The organism is Chitinophaga eiseniae, from assembly GCF_900167135.1.
Classification (GTDB): Bacteria; Bacteroidota; Bacteroidia; order Chitinophagales; family Chitinophagaceae; genus Chitinophaga; species Chitinophaga eiseniae.
Map to the genome: position 1 here is coordinate 1,585,467 of NZ_FUWZ01000002.1, position 18,049 is coordinate 1,603,515.

The window sequence follows — 18,049 nt, forward strand, 5'->3', positions numbered from 1 at the left end:
AACCTATCAACTATAACATGAAATTACTGGAGAACAAAGTAGCGATTGTAACTGGCGCCAGCCGTGGTATTGGAGAAGCGATTGCTTTAAAATTTGCAGAACAGGGAGCTAACGTGGCTTTTACTTATGTAAGTTCTGACGAAAAAGCGAGAATCCTGGAAGAAAAACTCCGTGCGCTGGGCGTACAGGCAAAAGCCTATAAGTCAAACGCCGGTGTTTACGAAGAAACAGAAACGTTGGTAACGGAAGTGCTGAAAGAATTCGGAAAAATTGATATCTGCGTGAACAACGCCGGTATCTCCAAAGATAACCTCCTGCTGCGTATGAGCCCGGACCAATGGGATGATGTGATGAACATCAACCTGAAAAGCGTGTACAACATGACCAAACACGTGATCCGCCCGATGATGAAAGCCAAATCCGGCAGCATCATCAACATGAGCTCTGTTATCGGTATCATGGGCAACGCTGGTCAAAGCAGCTATGCCGCCTCTAAAGCCGGTATCATCGGGTTCACCAAATCCATCGCACAGGAACTGGGCAGCCGTAACATCCGCTGCAACGCGGTAGCACCAGGCTTTATCGAAACAGATATGACCAGCTACCTGAAAGAAGGCGAACAAGCCACCAGCTACATTCAGCAAATTCCGCTGGCCCGCTTCGGTACACCAGACGATATCGCTAATGTATGCCTCTTCCTGGCCTCCGATATGAGCAGCTATGTTACCGGTCAAACGATCAGTGCCTGCGGCGGTTTATGCATGTAATTTTATTGAAGAGATAAAAAAAACGCGGGTGACAACACCCGCGTTTTTTTGTTATGTGGTTATTGTTCCCACCATACTTTGATATTGATCTTATCTCCTCCCATCTGTTCTACCGCTTTCAGATAATTGTCGGTATTGTAAATCCGGGCAGTAGTAGGATAATATAACCGGGTGGGCATCTTCCTGTCATTATACATGAAAGTAGTGGTAGGCAATACCGGCAGGCCGGTACGGCGATGCTCAAACCATTGCTGGTAATCGGTAAAGAAAAGCGCATAATACTTTTGCAGCATAATACGGTCCAGCGTGCCGTCGTATTTGGTGCTCTCCAGTGTAAAATAATTATCCGGCATCACACCTCCCCACATTTCAATAGCTGCTTTCACCCCTTTCTGGTAATGCTCTTCGGCGGTTGCAGCAGGAATAATATTGCGCTGGGCCAGTTCCGCCTGAATCAGTTCCACTTCGGCGTAGCTGAGGATCGGCGCTATCATCGGTGCAATGACCAGCCGCTGTAATAACCCGGAAGGGCTGTAATTAACGCTGGTAGGGGATTCCATGTAATTCACCGGAAGCCCTTTGTACCCGATGTTTTTGTTGTTCTTATCTTTTGCCTGACCAGCGAACAGCGCTAAGCGCGGATCTTTGAAGTTACTCAGGTTGCTGACAAAGAAGTCAAAATACACGCGGCCGGTACTGAAGTCCTGTGGCCTGCTCCAGGGAGAGATATTCGGCGTAGTGCCGGTAATGCTCAGCACGGCGGCTTCGGCATTGCTCTGGAAAATGGGATACTTCGTAGCGTCCTGCAACATGGCAGACATGATATCTGCATTGCCAGGCAACCTTTTCAGGGTACGCAGCAGCAAACGGAGACGGAGGGAGTTGGTGAACTTTCTCCATTTGGTCAGGTCGTTGTTGAAAAGGATATCCGGTGCATACATAGTAGCCGGGCCAGTGCCATAGAGCGTATTGGCCTTTTCCAGGTCTGCCAGGATGGTTTTGTAGATCACTTCCTGTTTGTCGAATGCAGGGAAAAAAGTGCCCTGTTCGCCGTTCAGTGCGTTACTCATCGGGATATCGCCGAAACAGTCTGTCAGTATGGAGTAGAACCAGGCTTTCAGGGTGAGCGATATCGCGAGGTAGTTATTGTTGCCCAGTTTGATGGCAGACAATTCCATCTCGCGGGCGTTGGCGAGGCCCTGGTAATAAGTATTCCAGATGCCATTACCAATATCTTCGCGGAAGTCGTACAGATAAGCCTGGTCTTCCACGGACTCATTCGGGTATCCGCCGGCAACCTGCATCAGTTCAAACGTAAAGGAGCGGCTGCGGCTCATGCCGTAGGAGGCGCCGTCGTAAATGGTAGGATTCAGCAAGGTGCCCGGTGTGATGCTTTCAAGGCGGTTCGGGTCCTTGTTGGTTTCCACAAAGTCTTTGGTGCAACTGCCCAGCAGCGCAGTGGCCAGTACGGCGGCAGATAAGGCTTTGAGGCGATTGCTTATGTTCAGAAATATCATGGTCATACTGATTTCAGTAACAGAGATCGATTATAATTTCACTTTCAGATTGAAGCCAAAAGTTGATGGCGTCGGCATCTGGCCTACTTCCACACCGGTGAGGATACCTGTTCCGCCGGCCTGTGTGGCTACTTCCGGATCATAGATCGGGAAATCGGAGAGGGTAGCCAGGTTACGGCCGTAGATGGCGAGGCTCAGGTTCTGTACTTTGGTACGGCTGAACCATGCTTTCGGGAAATTGTATTCCAGTGATACTTCCCGCAGCTTGATGAAAGAAGCGTCGAAGGAGTTGGCCTCGGTGTTGTTCAGGCGGTAGTACTGTGCGTAGTAATCAGCTGGCCTTACTTTTACGGTGTTGGGGCTGAAGGTTCCGTCGGCATTCTGTACCACGCCTTCGCCCACGATCCATCCTTCTTCCCTGCCTTTCAGCGTATGTTTGAGTTTACCCTGTTCTGTCATTTTATGGTGGGAATGGGAATACAGGGTGCCGCCCAGCTGTCCGTCGATGGTGGTGCTTAACCTGAAGCCTTTATAAGTGAAGCTGTTGTTCCATCCGGCTCTCCATTCAGGGTTGGTATCGCCTACATATTCGGCGACCTGCGTTACGCTGGGGATGCCCTTTACGTAGATGATCTGGCCATCCGGGGCACGCTGGAACTTCAACCCGTAGAGCGCGGAAGCTGTTTGTCCTTCTACGGCTGTCAGCGTAGCGCTGGAAGAGCTCATGATATTCAGTTTACCGCCAAGGCGTGCATCGAGGCTCAGCACTTTACTGCGGGTGGCCGCCCAGGTGATGATGGTGTTCCAGGTGAAGTTTTTATTGGTGACAGGCGTGGCGTTTAAGATCAGCTCCAGGCCCTGGTTGCGCACTTCTCCGGAGTTCAGCAGGGCTGAACTGAAGCCGCTGGACCAGTCCAGGGGAACGGAAAGGATCTGGTTTTTGGTACGGGTACGGTATACGGATGCGTCCAGTCTCAGGCGGTTGTTCAGGAAAGCCACTTCGATGCCGGTTTCCAGACTGGTAGATATTTCCGGTTTGAACTGCAGGTTATACAGTTCGCTGGGTGCTTCTGCGGAGCTGGGAAAGCTGCTGCGGCCGTAGTATTTGGCGGTTCTGCCAGGCTCGGTGTCGTTACCTACCTGCGCCAGTGACAGGCGGTATTTCAGGTAGCTGATGGACTTGGGCAGTTTCACCATGTCGCTGATGATCATGCTCAGGTTGGCAGAAGGGTAGAAGAAAGACCAGTTAGCTTCCGGCAGGGTGCTGGACCAGTCGTTTCTGCCGGTCAGGTCAAGGAATACCACGTCTTTGTAACCCAGGTTGACAAAGCCATACAGGCTGTTTACCTTTTTCCTGGAATCGTAGGTGGCTACGAGCGGGTTGCTGATACCATTGGTCATTTTATAGACGCCGGGCACCACCAGTCCGATCAGGGTATTGTCTGTCCGGTCGTAGCGGCTGCTCATGGCGTTGCCGCCGGCGGATGCGGTCAGGGTGAACTTGTCCTGCATCCATGCATTTTTATAAGACAGGAGGAAGTCGGTGTTGATTTCCTGCGTGTATACGGTTTGTTTGGTGAACAGCCCTTGTCCGTAACGGTTGGTGTCGTAGGGACGGCGCTGGTCCCTGTTCTGGTGGTTGGTGTTGATACCACCGCGCAGCATCAGGGTGAGTTTAGGCGCCAGCTGTACGTCTGCTTTCAGGTTGCCCGTGATAGCATTGCCACGCAGGCCGTTGGTGATCTCTTCAGAGATAACGAACGGGTTATCGATGAAAGAGCTGTAAGGGCGTATCATGTCGATGCCTTCCATCCCTGGTCTCCATTTGGGCCTGTACCAGTCGAGGTCTACGTTGGGATTCTGGAAAATCATGAAGTAGGCGATGGAGTGGTTGTTATACCCCAGTCCCGGCAGGTTGTCGCTGGACTTATTGGTATAGTTCACTGCCGATGACAGCCGGATGCTGTTAGACACTTTATAGTTGGCGTTCACTGCGGCGGTGATGCGTTCAAATCCGGTAGTGGGCATGATCCATTTGTTGTTGGAGTGCGTCACGGAAGCGCGGATAGAGCCATCCTGACCGGAGTTTTCGAGGGACAGGGTATTGGTGACTGTGCGGCCTGTCTGCCAGAATGATTTGCGGTTGTCTTTATAGGGTTGCCACAGTGTTCTTTCGGCGCCGGTGCCCATCTTAACGGGGTCGTACTGATAGTAGTATTGTCCGTTGAATTTGGGACCGAAGGCGCTGCTGCTGCCACCGGTGCTGCGACCGTCTTCGGTGGCGCCATAAGAATAATACAGTTCGCCGTTGGCGTTATAGTTGGTTTTACCGTCGCCCTGGCCGTACTCATATTGCCAGTCGGGCCAGCGGGTGATCACGTCGAAGCTGGTGTTGGAATTGAAAGAGATGCCCAGTCCTTTTTTGGCTTTAGCGCCTGATTTGGTGGTGATCAGCACGGCGCCATTGGCAGCGCGGCTGCCATACAGCGCAGTAGCGCCGGGTCCTTTCAGGATGGTGACGCTGGCGATGTCGTCGGGATTGATATCTGCGATACCGTTACCGAAATCGACCGGTACGTCGATGGAAGCAGCGCCGCCCATATAGGCGTTGGAGGCGCCGGAAGTCGTGAGGCCGCCGTTCACGGGAATACCGTCTACCACCACCAGCGCGGCGTTGCCGTTGGTGGTGAGGGAGTTGGTCCCACGAAGCCTGATCTCCTGGGAATTGAGCGGGCCGCCGAGGGAGGCGATGTTCAGGCCGGCTACTTTCCCGCGCAGCGCGTCAGACCAGTTGTTGGGCCGGGCGTCTGTCATGGCTTCGTCGTTGAGGGTTTGTTGTGCGTAACCCAGTGCTTTCTCTGCTCTTTTGATGCCCAATGCGGTCACCACCACCTCATTGAGTTTACCCGTGGTGGTTTTCAGACGCACCTGCAGGTTCAATACTTCTCCATTTACAACCAGTTGCTGTTTTTCATAACCCATCATGGTGATGTAGACGTCCGCGCCCGGAGGAATGGCTTTGATGTCAAAGGCGCCGTTTACGTCGGTGATGGCGAGGAGTTTACCAGCGGCCATGATGGCTGCGCCCGGAATAGGCTCACCTTTGTCGAATGATTCCACGCGTCCTTTTACGTGGACAGGCTGTTGTGCATACAAGTGTCCCGAGAGCAACAGTACAGTAGCAAGGCCCAGTGGTCGCTTCAGATACTTCGTAAATTTTTTCTTCATGCTTTGACTGGTTTTTAAAAAAAATCAGACTGCAAAGCAACCGCTCCACTGTTATGGGCATATTAACAAATGTTTACAAAACTGTTAACTTACTAAGTATCAGTTTTCATTTAAACTTAACCCGCGGTATGATGAAATTTCAGTGACGATTACAGGTAGGGAAGCGGCGGACATTGTTATTTTTTTTACACATCTCTGTGTTATTTCCAATAATTTGTCAATTACGTGCGGACTTGTCGTATCTTTTCATGAACGTATCACATATATTTGTTTGCGGCGGATGAGCAATGAAGTGAACAATCACGGGGCCGTACAGGTAGCACTACAGCCAGTATAACAGTGTGCAGGATCTGATGAATACATTGGAAGCGAGTTTACATATCAGTCAACATAAACAACAGTTACCGGCGTTTGAAGGGCTCTTCAAAGCGCACTATGCTGCGCTGTGTACTTTTGCATTTGATTTTGTGAACCGCCATGAACTGGCGGAGGAGATTGTACAGGACACCTTCCTGAAAGTATGGGAGCGGTATGAAGACCTGGAGATCCAGGTATCTGTAAAAGCTTATCTGTACAGGTCTGTACAGAACAATTGCCTCAACTACATCAAACAGGACCGTATCCGCTCCCGGTATGGTCATGAGCTGCTCCAACAGCTGGAATCCCGTATTACTTTAATGAATATGCCTGCTGCGCCTACACCGGCGGAAAGGCTCGAGAATGCGGAGCTGGAGCATATGGCCGAAAAAGCGATCCGGAAGCTGCCGCCGCAATGCCAGGACGTATTCCGGCTAAGCCGCTTCGAACAGCTGAGTTATCCCGAGATCTCCCGCCAACTCGGTATTTCCGTTAATACCGTGAAAACACAGATGACCCGGGCATTACAGCGCCTGCGGGACGAGCTGTTGCCACTGCTGAAATAATTCCGGAAATTTTTTTTCTGCCTGTCACCCTATAGGGACTAAAAAATTGTCTTACTACTTGTTTAATAATATGCAGCCTAACTATTTACCAGGGCAGATGGATGATCTGATAGCGCGATTTTTGTCCGGAGATATCACCCCGGAAGACCAGCAGGAGCTGGAGAACTGGGTAGATGCCAGCCCGGAAAACCGGGCGTATTTTATACAGTTGAGAGACGCCTGGATGGCTACCGCGGCAACAGGTCCTTACAATGCCGATGCGGCCTGGGAAGAAATGCGGCAGATCAGTGCGCCGGTTGCTGTAAAAAGATGGAAACAGGTACTGAAAATGGCCGCCTCCTTTACCTTACCGTTTGTATTGGGCGGTGGCGTGGTGTTTTCCTGGTTGACCCTCAAGAAAGGCGAAGGCGGTCAGGGCCTTGTGACGGTGACCAGCCCGAAAGGAGCTACCACTAAAATAGAATTGTCTGACGGAACAGAAGTGTGGCTGAATGCCGGTAGTAAGCTGGAATATGCCTCATCCTTCAACACCTCCGCGCGGGAAGTAAAACTGGAAGGGGAAGCCTTTTTCAAGGTACGCACAGATTCCCGGAAACCGTTTACAGTAAAGGCGTCTGACCTGAAAATACTGGCGCTGGGCACCTCTTTCAACGTGAAGGCCTACCCGGAAGACAGAGGCGTAGTGACCACATTGGTAGACGGCGCGGTAAGGATAGACGGAAGCAGTACGGCCAATCCGTTTAAAATGATGTTAAAACCACATCAGCATGTGGTGTACAAAAAAGCGGCCAGTGCGCTGCAGGCAGGTAAAAGCCATATTGACCCGGCATCCGCCCCGGCCCCGGTGGAATCAAAAGACGTGAGCAACACAGATGTATATACGGCCTGGAAAGACGGCAACTGGATCGTCACCGGTCAAACGCTGGAAGAGCTGGCTGTCACCATGGAGCGCAGATTTAATGTAAACGTTGACTTCAAAGAAGAAGAATTGAAAAACTACCGGTTCAACGGGACTTTCCGCCAGGAAACCCTGGAACAGGTGCTCAACATCCTCAAGCTGACGGCCCCGCTGGACTACAGGATAGAGGAGGGGACAGTGACCATCAGCGTGGATAAAGTACTGAAAGAAAAGTATGCCAACGCACTGCGGAACGGTAAGTAACCGGGAGGCGGGCCAACAACAGAATAACAATTATTCAACCTGTAAAAACCAATGAATGAACAGTAAGAACAACTGAAAAAAATTGGGGTAATGCGACTTACCCCAATCCAACGAAAATCACCCAGAATGCAGCAGCCTTTGCGACAGGCGTGCTGCCGTAATTCATCGTTTAACTAAAATCTATACAAGTTTATGAAATCCACTCTAAACTTGGCGGCATTTCTTTGCCCCAGGCGAAAATTATTCCTAATGATGAGAATGACGGGATTGCTAATTTTCGGAAGTATTCTACAAGCATCTGCCACCATTTCCGCACAAGACCGAATTAGCGAACTACACGCAGAAAACAAAAGCGTTCGTGAGGTTTTCAAAATGATTGAAAATACCAGCAACTACCGCTTTTTTTATAATGAAAACTTCGCCGACCTGGACAGGGCAGTGTCCATCGATGTGAAGAATAAAAAACTCAACGACGTGCTCGGACAGCTGTTCTCCAGCGCCAACGTCACGTATCGCGTATTGGAAAACAACCTCGTGGTGATCACGCCGGTGAACAACCAGCAGATGAAAATCACCGGCAAGGTCACCGATGCCGGCAATCATGAACCATTGCCCGGTGTGACCATCGCGGTAGAAGGCACTTCCGCCGGCGCCGTTACGGATGCCACGGGCCACTTCACCGTACTGGTGCCCTCCGGCAGCGCTACGCTGATATTTTCCTTCGTGGGGTATGTACAACAGAAAGTGCCCGTAAATAACCGTGCGGAAATCAATGTGAAACTGGAAGCCGACACCAAAAAGCTGGAAGAAGTAGTGGTCATGGGGTATACCACCACCACCGTAAAAAACCTGACGGGCGCAGCCCAGTCCGTTGGCGGCGCCAAGCTGAAAGACGTGCAGGCCACCAGCGTAGATAAAATGCTGCAGGGAAAAGTCAGCGGCGTATTTGTGGGTAACAGCTCCGGCAACCCCGCTGCCACCCCCACCATCCGCATCAGGGGTAATGGTACCCTCACCGCCGGCAATGCGCCACTGGTTGTGGTAGATGGTATCATCGGCGGTTTACCGAACCCCAGCGATATCGAAACCGTGACCGTCCTCAAAGACGCGGCCGCTACCACCCTGTACGGCGCCCGCGCTGCCAACGGTGTCATGGTGATCACCACCAAACGCGGTAAAGCCGGTAAAACACAGGTCAACTTCCGCACCAACGTAGGTACAGCACAACTCAATACCGGACGTTTCCACCTCATGGACGGTACTCAGCTCTATGACCTGCAGACCGCTGCCGGCAGAAAACTGGACCCCTCCATCAGAAATATCAATACCAACTGGCAGAAACTGGCCTTCCAGAACGCTTCCAACCAGAACTACGAACTGTCTGCCAGCGGCGGTAACGAAAAAACGAAATTCTACCTGGGCGGTAACTACTACAAAGAAGATGGTATCCTCAAAGGTACCGGCGTGGAACGTTTCAGCGCCCGCCTCAACCTGGACCATAACATCACCGAAAAACTACGCGTGAGCGCCAATTTCGCGGCGGTACAGCAGACCGATAAGGACAATTCCGGCGGATCTTTATACCAGTACTACACCAACCTGCCATGGGACAAACCTTTCGACGCATCGGGCAAACCCATTAACCCGGTCAATACCGACGTATGGTACGGCCGTGATATGACCAACTTCCTCTACGAGCAGCAGTATAACTACGACAAACATAAAAGACAGTCGCTCGAAGGATTGCTGAAACTGGAATATGACATCACCAAATGGCTGTCGTTCAGCACTACCAACCGCGCGCAATATTACCACGACCGCAACGAAAGCAACGGCGATGTAAGAACATCCGCCGGCGCCGACTACCAGGGAACACTGTATAACTACTATCAGGATACCTCCGTTTACATCAGCTCCAACCTGCTGAAAGCCCGTTACACCGTTAATAAAGTGCATAACATCGACGGACTGGTGGGCGCTGAGTTCCAACAGGTGCAACTCGGAGACATCAATGCCAAAGGTAAAGGCATCCTGGCCGGTAAAGACGTACTGGACGGCACTTCCGCCCCCATGTCCATCGGTGGCAGCAAAACAGACCGGGTGTTCAATTCTTACTTTATACAGGCCAATTATAACTACAACTACAAATACTACTTTACTTCCTCTTTCAGAAGGGACGGGTCTTCCAAGTTCGGCGCCAACCAGCAGTATGGTAACTTCTATGCTTTCGGCGTGTCCTGGGCTGCCTCTGAAGAAAACTTCATCAAGTCCATCAAAGCCATTACCAACCTGAAGGTGAGAGCCAGCTATGGTACCACCGGTAATGCTGAGATAGGCGATTATGCCGCTATCGGCGCCTATGCTATCAGCACGCAGTATAATGGCGTGCCTGGCGCATACCCCAGCATCTATAATGTGCCTAACCTGTCATGGGAAAAAGCCTATAACACCAACATCGGGTTTGACCTGGGGCTGTTCAACCGCATCAACCTTAGCGTGGACTTGTACCAGAAAGACAACAAAGACCTGCTGTTTAACGTACCGTTGCCCGGAACCGCCGGCTACAGCTATATTTCACAGAACGTTGGCGGCGTACGTAATAAGGGTATTGAAATCAACCTGAGCACGGATAACCTGGTGGGTGAGTTTAAGTGGAGCACCGATTTCAACATCGGGTTCAACAAAAACACTGTACGTGAGCTCTATGGCGGCAAAAACTACATCATAGATCCGCTGAGCAGCTCCTTTATCTTACAGAAAGGACAGGACATGCGCAGCTTCTATATGCGCAAATGGGTAGGGGTAGATCCTGCCAACGGTAATCCGTTGTGGGAAAAAGTGACCACCGGCGCAGATGGCAGCAAAACCGTAACCACTACCAGCAACTACAACGATGCCTCGCTCCAGATCGTAGGTACCGCCACACCTAAATTCTTTGGGGGTATGCGCAACGTATGGTCTTATAAAAACTTCCAACTGTCCGCCTTCCTCGCCTTCGTTTCCGGTAATGAGGTGTACAACAGTACCCGTGAGCTGATGGACAACGATGGTGCATACTACACCTACAACCTGATGCAGCTCGATAAAAACTGGAATCGCTGGCAGAACCCCGGAGACAATGCCACGCATCCGAAGTATGTGATCGGCGGCAATAAAAACGCACACAAACCCTCTTCCCGTTTCCTCGAGAACGGCAGCTACCTCCGCCTGAGAAACGTGAACCTCAGCTACGCGCTGCCCAAACAATGGCTGGACCGCGTGAAAGTGAACAATGTACGTGTATCCGTGGGCGGCGACAACCTGTGGACCCTTACCAGGTTTTCCGGTATCGATCCGGAAGTGGACGACCGCGGTATCAACGGGACCAAATATCCCTTCAGTACCAAATGGTTTGCCGGACTTGAAATCAATTTTTAACAGGGTGCAAAAAAGATATTATCATGAAACAGATAACTAAATATATAGCAGGGCTTTCTCTGGTGGCTTTTACTGCCTCCTGTTCGCTCGATAAAGAACCATACAGCGCATTGCCCGATGACGGCGTGCTGAAAGATGAAACGAAATGGCCGGCCGCCACTATCGGTAATTATGCGTTGCTCAAAGAAGAGAATTTTACGCGTAACTATTTTCAGATGGGAGAATTTCCCAGTGATGATGTGGCATTGAGCGGCGCTACCACTGACCCGCTGTTTTACTCTTACACCTACGGTCATCTCACCAATCAGGGAAATACCGGCCAGCTGTGGCGTATGGCCTATAAAGTGGTGAACGGTTGTAACAGACTGCTGGAAGTAATGCCGGAAGGAAAGTCCCCTGCGGTGAATCAGCTGATCGGCGAGAACCTGTTTATGCGTGCCTTCGTTCACTTTGGACTGGTGCGGTCCTTTGGCCGTCCTTACAGCCAAAGCCCTGAAACCAACTTAGGCGTGCCCGTTGTGACTAAATATGATATAACGGCTATGCCTAAACGCAATACCGTAAAAGAAGTATATGCACAGATCGTGGCGGACCTCTCCCGCGCCAAAGCGCTGATGAACAACGACAACACCAGCAGCTACGCTTCCAAAGGAGCGGCAATGGCACTGCTGGCACGGACTTATCTCTATATGGGACGTAATGACTCCGCTGCCATCTATGCAGACTCTGTGATCATCAGCGGTAAATATACATTGGCCGGCACAGCGGAATTACCTCGTTATTTCACCAAGAGCAACGACATCAACAACGAAACGATCTTTGCCATTCATCACACCTTACAGGACGACCGCACCTGGAGCTCCCTTGGCTCCATGTATTACATGTCGCCCGGTGGTATGGGATACGGAGAAGTATATGCCTCCCAGTCTTACCGCGCGCTGCTGGACAAATATCCGCAGGATGTGCGGCACGCCTTTGTACAGCCCGTATACCTGAAAGCACAATCAGGGCAGGATTCGGTAGACGCCGGCGGGAACAAGGTACTGGCTTCCCGCAATAACGTACCGAAGTGGTACATCCTGAAGTACAGCAACCAGGACAACGTGCCTACCCTGAGCTCCCCGGTAGTACTGCGCCTGGCCGAAATGTACCTCATCCGGGCGGAAGCCAATGCTAAAATGGGCAAGGCCCCGGAAGCACTGGCAGATGTGAACATTATCCGTGCCCGCGCAGGTCTGAGCGGCAACGCCCTGTTCTCCTCCGCCAATATGCAGGGCTATCCTTCCGTACTGGACGTAGTGCTGGATGAACGCCGCCTGGAGCTGGCGTTTGAAACACACCGCGTGTTTGACCTCTTCCGTAACAACAGGAATGTTTTCCGTGATTATCCGGGCGTACAGCCGGAGCATCCGCAAACGATCAAGTACACCGATGCAAGAGTGGTGCACTTCATTCCCGAGTCGGAGATCCTGCTGGACCCCAACCTGGTACAGAATCCAATACAATAACCATATCTGACACCCGAAAGCCCCGCACTGCGGGGCTTTTCCATTTATGTAATTATCTGTGAAAAAAACCGCCATCCTGCGTAAATTAAGCCCCGCAGTGATCAAGTGAAAAAAGTAAAATAATTGTTGATGCATCAAACGAAATATCATGACCGCCTCGGGCGGAAAGGCACGCTGCTGGCGGGCGTTATGCTCGCTTTCTTCGGCGCTGCCAACGCACAGGTGAAGTACACCGCCGGTAACAATAGCTGGGATACCGATTCGCTCGGTAATCACCGCGCGGTGGTCTCTTTCAGCGGCGCCACGGGCCCGGCCCGCGTCATTATTCCATGGCGCCGCCATGACCGTCATCCTGAACAGAAACGTATCATCGTGCAGGATGCGCGGACCAAACAGCCCGTCAGCCGCGTGTTTCCCGTGTCCATCAACCGGGAAAAGGGCGACATCGTTTTTGACCCGGTGTCCGGAAAAGGGACCTACTACATCTATTATCTTCCCTATAAAAACGAAGGGCGGCCCAATTATCCGAAAAGCGCCTACCTGGCGCCGGAACCGGCCAGCGGCAACAGCTGGGCGAACACGATCACAGTACCGGCAAAACCCAACGCCGTGGTAAAAGAGCTGGAAGCCATCGATACGTTTAATACCTTTTACCCGATGGAAGTGATAGCCACCGCCGCAGAGGTGAAACAGCTGTTGCTGAAGCATCCCGGCGCAGGCTATCTCGTATTCCCCGAAGACCGCGCTTTCCCCATCCGGATGACGCGAGACCTGCCCCAGCGATGGATACAGCGCGGCCCTTCTCAGCGTTTTGCAGGCCAGGCCAATAAAGGAGAGTACTATGCCTTTCAGCTGGGCGTTTATGCCCTCAGGCCACTGAAGCGGGTGCAGGTCCATTTCAACGATCTTAAAACCACCGACGGGAAAACGATCCCGGCATCGCAGCTGCAATGCATCAACACACAGGGTACAACTTACGACGCACAGCCCCTTACCGCCACTGTCAACATCCCGGAAGGGGCCGTGCAGGCCATGTGGTGCGGTATAGACGTGCCGGCCGATGCTGCACCGGGCGTGTATAAAGGCGTGGCCACTATTCACCCGGAAGGCAAGCCTGCCATGCCGGTGAGGATCACACTTACCGTGACCAGCAAAACAGCGGTCAGCAGCGGGTTCAACGAACCCTGGAAACAAACCCGTCTTAAATGGCTCAACTCTACGCTGGCACAGGATAATTCCGTGATCGCGCCTTACACGCCACTGGACATGAAAGACAGCGTTATCAGCCTGCTGGGGCGCAAAGTAGGTATTCATAAAGACGGGTTCCCGGCGCAGATACAGACCTTCTTCACACCGGAAATGACCTCCCTGTCCAACCAGGCTAAAAACATATTGACAGAACCAGTACACTTCCACTTCGTCGCCGCTGATGGTAAAGACCTGAAATGGAAGAATAACGGCTGGCGGTTGACCGGCAAAGAAGCCGGCAAAATCAGCTGGAAAGCCTCCAATACCACCACCGGCCTGAAAATGGACGTACATGCGTCTCTTGAGTTCGACGGGTATATGGACTATACCGTGAAAGTGACCGCCCTCGAAGACGTAGCCCTGAAAGACATTACGCTGCATCTGCCTCTGGAGAAAACAGCGGCGAAATACATGATGGGCCTGAATCAGAAAGGAGGCGCCCGCCCGGAGAAAATAGACTGGAAGTGGGACGTACAGCATAAAAACCAGGACGGCGCCTGGCTTGGCGATGTCAACGCCGGCCTGCAGTTTACCCTCCGGGATGAACATTATGTACGGCCGCTCAATACCAATTTTTATCTGCAAAAGCCTTTGCTGTTGCCGGTTTCATGGGGTAATGGCGATAAAGGCGGTATCACCATCGGTGAGAAAGGAAAAGCGATCCTGGTAAATGCGTATAGTGGTGAACGTACCCTGCGTAAAGGGGATACGCTGTATTTTAATTTCCACCTCATCATTACCCCGTTTCACCCGATCAATACCGATTTCCAGTGGAGCACCCGTTTTTATCACAAGTACAATAACCTGGACAGCATTAAGGCTACCGGCGCTACCGTCGTTAATATCCACCATGGCAATGATATCAATCCATGGATCAACTATCCGTTCATAGAATGGAAGAAGATGAAGGATTACATTGACGAAGCCCATAGGAAAGGGCTGAAGGTGAAAATATACAATACGGTGCGCGAGTTGTCCAATCACGCATGGGAGACCTTCCCGCTGCGCAGCCTGGGCCATGAGGTGTACAGCCCCGGTAAAGGCGGTGGTTTCTCGTGGCTGCAGGAGCATGTGGACAGTGACTACATTGCGGCGTGGTTTGTGCCGGAATTTAAGGATGCGGCGATCATCAACAGTGGCATGAACCGCTGGCACAACTACTATGTGGAGGGCATGAACTGGCTGGTGCAAAATGTGGGCATCGACGGTATTTATCTCGATGACGTGGCCTTCGACCGGGTGACGATGAAGCGTATTAAAAGAACGCTTACCCAGTCAGGACATCCGGGTATCATCGATCTGCACTCTGCCAACCAATACAATAAGTCAGATGGGTTTATCAACAGCGCTATGCTCTATATGGAGCATTTCCCTTATCTGAACAGGCTTTGGTTCGGCGAGTATTTTGATTATGAAAATAACAGCCCTGATTTCTTCCTGACAGAAGTGAGCGGCATTCCTTTCGGTCTGATGGGTGAAATGCTGCAGGACGGCGGCAATCCGTGGAGAGGCATGGTATATGGCATGACCAGCCGGATGCCCTGGTCTGACAATGCCGATCCCCGGCCTATCTGGAAAGTGTGGGACGATTTTGGTATGCAGGGCGCTGAAATGATCGGTTACTGGGTGGAGAACAGCCCGGTGAAAACCAACAACGCGCAGGTGCCTGCCACAATTTACAAGAAAGGCGGGGCAGTATTGGTTTCCCTTGCCAGCTGGGCGAAAGAGAATACTACCATACAACTGAACATCGACTGGAAAGCACTGGGAATAGACCCTGCGAGGGCGGTGATCACTGCACCGGCTATACGTAATTTCCAGGACGGCCGTACGTTCGGGAAAGATACGCCTATACCGGTGGCTAAGAATAAAGGCTGGCTCCTTATTATTAAATAAGGATTCAGGAGATTTTTTGATGTACGATTTTGCGAATAAAAGTGCGAAGACCAAAGCGAATATTTATAGCCGCTTTGGTCTTCGCACTTTTATCAGGAAACAAAATCAAAAAATCAAAAAATCAAAAAATCAAAAAATCGTAAATCAAAAAATCCCTAAATGCTTAGTAGAGTTTGCCCGGGATATCGGTGCGGTAGGTTTCCACGCATTTGCGGTCCTGCAGGGTAACATACACGGTTTTGCCGTCTTTGTCGCCGAAGATGAGGTTGCTGCAGTTTTTCCCTTTGAGTGGCACCTCGCGGATCAGTTCTCCTTCAGGAGTGAATACAGCGATCACGCCTTTGCCCCAGCGGGCGATGTGCAGGTTGCCGGCTTTATCGCATTTCATGCCGTCGAGGCCGAAATCGGGGAAAGTGGTAAACAGGGTTTTGTTGGACACATTACCGTTTTTGTCCACATCATATTTCCACACTTTACGTTGGACACTTTCGTTGACGTATAATGTTTTTTCATCCGGGCTCAGTTCAATGCCGTTGGTGGTGCCCATGCCGGTTTCGAGCAGTACCGCCTTTCGGTTGGGGTCTATGCGCCATATCTGTCCGCCGTTGGTGCCCCAGGCGGGGTCTGAAGCGAAGATCTGATCTTTTTTATTGATGCAGAGGTCATTGGGCTGGTTGAACTGGCCGGAATGTACATATACATTAATTTTACGGGTTTTCATGTCTACCCGCAGCACATTATGCCCTTTGAAATCGGGGAGAAACATATCTCCTTTGCTGTTGAAGTTGACACTGTTTCCTACGCTGCTATCGGGGAGGGTGATAAAGATGTTCCCTGCGCCGGTTTTGGTGTTGATCTTGCCCACGGTACCATCTTTTTGGAAGTTGACCACGTAGAAGTTACCGGCTTTATCGAAATTAGGGCCTTCAATATTGACGGAAAACATGTTCTCGGCGGTGAGGTCACGGGCCTGATAGAGCGGGCGTTCTGTTTGCTGGGCCAACGTGGAAAGGCCATGGCAGGCCATCAGCGCCATCAGATAGAGGTGTCTTTTCATGAGCTAGAATATTTGAAGGGTTAAGTTACTCAAGAATTACCGATTTTTTAACGAGGGCAGAAAGGAGGGGGGAAGGGGTGTTGCGGGATCGGCCAACGGGACTGTCAACTTATTTCTTAATTTTGCGCCCATGATTCATGTTTCGGAGTTCAAAGACCTTGCTCAGCTTACGATTCATAAGGTAGGCAATCCCGCTAATGACGAGCCGCTTCTTTTTTCGAAGGCTCCGCTGAAGCTGGAAGATGAGACCATTGCCCAGCTGCTGGTCACCTATTTTATACAGCCGTTTGCGAATTCAGCGGAATATTTCCGCTTTTATCATGAGGCAGATTTACAATTGAATGAAATATTTCAATATTGTCGACGTATATTTACTGACGAGAATGAATTTCAGGAGCAATCTGTTAATATAGCCAAACATCTATATAAACATTCCACCCATCCCAAAGTCAAAGGTGGAGAGCTTTATATAGCCTACTTTAGCAAATGTCAGGTGGATGGAGAAGAAGTGGCGGCCATCGGTATTTTTAAATCGGAAAACCGGGATACCTATCTGAAAGTGTTTTTGTCTGATGAGAATTATCAGGTGGACTATGAAGATGGCATCAATATTAACAAACTTGACAAAGGTTGTCTGATCTTCAATACAGAAGAAGAAAACGGTTATAAGGTCAGCATAGTTGACAGCATCAGCAAACAAACAGAAGCAGTTTATTGGAAAGACGCGTTTTTACAGGTGCAGCGCCGTGAAGACAGCTACCATCAGACAGAGACTGCGGTGAATATGTGCAAGCAGTTTATTCACAACAAGCTGCCAACCGAATATGAAATGGACCGTGTAGACCAGGTAGATTTGTTAAACAAATCGGCTGTCTACTTTAAAGAAAAAGAACAGTTTCAGCTGGAAGATTTTGCACAGGAAGTATTAGGGCATCCGGACGCGATCGCTTCTTTCAAGGAGTTCAGAAATGAGTACCAGCAAACATATCAACAGGAGATCCCTGACGAATTTGAGATTTCGGCCCCGGCAGTAAAAAAACAACAGAAGGTTTTTAAGAGCATACTGAAACTGGACCGCAATTTCCATGTGTATATTCATGGTAACCGCGAGATGATTGAGCGCGGGTATGATGAAGCTACCAATCTGAACTACTATAAGCTGATGTTTGAAAGTGAGTCGTAGGCGCAGTAGACCACAGGTAGCCGTGTTGTTGAATTGGTGAAAGAGATAATCAAAAGTGTTTATTAAGTTTTTCTCATAAGCAAAAACCAATTGTTAACAAAGGCTGCCTCGTCTGGGCGGCCTTTTAGTTTTTATATATCTAC

The 18,049-nt window shown here is 50.6% G+C and carries 10 protein-coding genes; 7 read left to right on the plus strand and 3 right to left on the minus strand.

What is annotated here, in order from left to right; translation table 11 throughout:
- The first annotated feature begins 17 nt into the window (after window positions 1–17).
- Window positions 18–767: a 3-oxoacyl-[acyl-carrier-protein] reductase gene (fabG, locus tag B5D63_RS16150; protein ID WP_078669811.1), complete on the plus strand. Its 750-nt coding sequence runs from the start codon at window positions 18–20 to the stop codon at window positions 765–767.
- Window positions 768–826: 59 nt separating this feature from the next.
- On the opposite strand, the gene B5D63_RS16155 is transcribed toward fabG, so the two are convergent.
- Both B5D63_RS16155 and B5D63_RS16160 read right to left on the minus strand, forming a co-directional pair.
- On the minus strand, window positions 827–2,290 hold the full coding sequence (locus B5D63_RS16155) for a SusD/RagB family nutrient-binding outer membrane lipoprotein (protein ID WP_200817010.1): 1,464 nt from the start codon (window positions 2,288–2,290) through the stop codon (window positions 827–829).
- Window positions 2,291–2,314: 24 nt separating this feature from the next.
- Entirely contained in the window at window positions 2,315–5,512 is a 3,198-nt protein-coding gene (locus tag B5D63_RS16160; protein WP_143312940.1) for a SusC/RagA family TonB-linked outer membrane protein, read from the minus strand.
- Between the two features lie 353 nt (window positions 5,513–5,865).
- Here B5D63_RS16160 and B5D63_RS16165 point away from each other — a divergent pair, with 353 nt between their 5' ends.
- The 5 genes from B5D63_RS16165 to B5D63_RS16185 all read left to right on the plus strand — a co-directional run bounded on the left by B5D63_RS16165 (window position 5,866) and on the right by B5D63_RS16185 (window position 15,666).
- The gene (locus B5D63_RS16165; RefSeq protein ID WP_078669812.1) at window positions 5,866–6,435 is read left to right on the plus strand and encodes an RNA polymerase sigma-70 factor; all 570 of its coding nucleotides are present in this window, start codon (window positions 5,866–5,868) and stop codon (window positions 6,433–6,435) included.
- A 70-nt stretch (window positions 6,436–6,505) separates the two neighbouring features.
- Window positions 6,506–7,597: a FecR family protein gene (locus B5D63_RS16170; protein WP_078669813.1), complete on the plus strand. Its 1,092-nt coding sequence runs from the start codon at window positions 6,506–6,508 to the stop codon at window positions 7,595–7,597.
- Window positions 7,598–7,969: 372 nt separating this feature from the next.
- A complete protein-coding gene (locus B5D63_RS16175; RefSeq protein WP_159456045.1) occupies window positions 7,970–11,014 on the plus strand; it encodes a TonB-dependent receptor in 3,045 nt (1,014 codons plus the stop codon).
- Window positions 11,015–11,037: 23 nt separating this feature from the next.
- On the plus strand, window positions 11,038–12,522 hold the full coding sequence (locus B5D63_RS16180; protein WP_078669815.1) for a RagB/SusD family nutrient uptake outer membrane protein: 1,485 nt from the start codon (window positions 11,038–11,040) through the stop codon (window positions 12,520–12,522).
- 129 nt (window positions 12,523–12,651) lie between these two features.
- Complete coding sequence (locus tag B5D63_RS16185) at window positions 12,652–15,666, plus strand: glycoside hydrolase domain-containing protein (RefSeq protein ID WP_235021552.1); 3,015 nt, start codon at window positions 12,652–12,654, stop codon at window positions 15,664–15,666.
- Window positions 15,667–15,829: 163 nt separating this feature from the next.
- Here the strand turns inward: B5D63_RS16185 and B5D63_RS16190 are convergent, their stop codons facing one another.
- Entirely contained in the window at window positions 15,830–16,723 is an 894-nt protein-coding gene (locus B5D63_RS16190) for an SMP-30/gluconolactonase/LRE family protein (RefSeq protein WP_078669816.1), read from the minus strand.
- 130 nt (window positions 16,724–16,853) lie between these two features.
- Between B5D63_RS16190 and B5D63_RS16195 the strand changes: the two genes are divergently transcribed.
- Window positions 16,854–17,906 (plus strand): nucleoid-associated protein, encoded by a 1,053-nt coding sequence (locus B5D63_RS16195; RefSeq protein WP_078669817.1) that lies wholly within the window; start codon window positions 16,854–16,856, stop codon window positions 17,904–17,906.
- Window positions 17,907–18,049: the final 143 nt, after the last annotated feature.